At 38.6% G+C, this 774-nt stretch carries 2 protein-coding genes and 1 pseudogene; 2 read left to right on the top strand and 1 reads right to left on the bottom strand.

Annotated elements, in window-relative coordinates:
• Together CIK96_RS13015 and CIK96_RS13020 are read left to right on the top strand one after the other, a co-directional pair.
• Nucleotides 1-95: IS3 family transposase (locus tag CIK96_RS13015; RefSeq protein WP_144007458.1), on the top strand; the 95-nt coding region annotated here is incomplete at its 5' end.
• Nucleotides 96-131: 36 nt separating this feature from the next.
• Nucleotides 132-437: a hypothetical protein gene (locus CIK96_RS13020; protein ID WP_094440839.1), complete on the top strand. Its 306-nt coding sequence runs from the start codon at nt 132-134 to the stop codon at nt 435-437.
• Nucleotides 438-571: 134 nt separating this feature from the next.
• Here CIK96_RS13020 and CIK96_RS13025 read toward each other — a convergent pair.
• Nucleotides 572-774, bottom strand: a pseudogene (locus CIK96_RS13025) (IS1380 family transposase); the annotation flags it as partial.

Below are 774 nucleotides of genomic sequence, written 5' to 3' on the forward strand. Positions count from 1 at the left end.
TGGAGGAATATATCTCGTACTATAACAACAAGAGAATTAAGCTTAGGCTCGGCATGAGTCCTGTACAATACAGGAAACAACATCAAAACAAATAAGATAAACCGTCCAACTTTTTGGGGTCACATCACTTATTGCTCAATATAGAGCATTATGATCTTGAACATATTTACATTGCAAATGATTCCGGATTGACTTCCATTTCACAGAAAATATTTGGATGTTATGATACTTATACTTTGGCAATCAAAGACCAACTACAAAGGGATTATCCTGCAACAAAGAAGCAAAGAGAAGCTCCTGATTTGTATGATGAACGTATAGATAAATTGTATAAAAAGGTGGGTAGTTTTTCTATTGCTTATCTTAATCGGTTAGTCGATGCGAAAGGGCATTTTACTATTCCTAAAATCCGCAACTATCATCCAATACACGATTAAGGGTAGATTTATGAGTCGTTAGTAGCAGCTTTCAGTAAAAAGCAACAGCACAACATCAATATGTAGCCACCATCCCCTTACCCCACGATGCGACTTGAGGTAATACGCAGATTCAAACCGGAAAGAAAGGATTCTTATCCGAATTCTGTTTTGAAGGGTCTTGCATAAGCTCGGTTCTCTGTGTAGATATTCAGCACGTATTGCCTTGCAGTCATGATCCACTTGGCAGGTACGGAGATGAATCTGAAGACAAAAGCCTTTATGCGACTCGTTTTCTTGAGCCCAAAAGCCTTGGTGTCAAGCCTGCTCATGATGGTCTTGTAGAAATTGTGTATCA

Origin of the sequence: Prevotella sp. P4-98 (assembly GCF_002251405.1) — a bacterium.
Taxonomy (GTDB): domain Bacteria; phylum Bacteroidota; class Bacteroidia; order Bacteroidales; family Bacteroidaceae; genus Prevotella.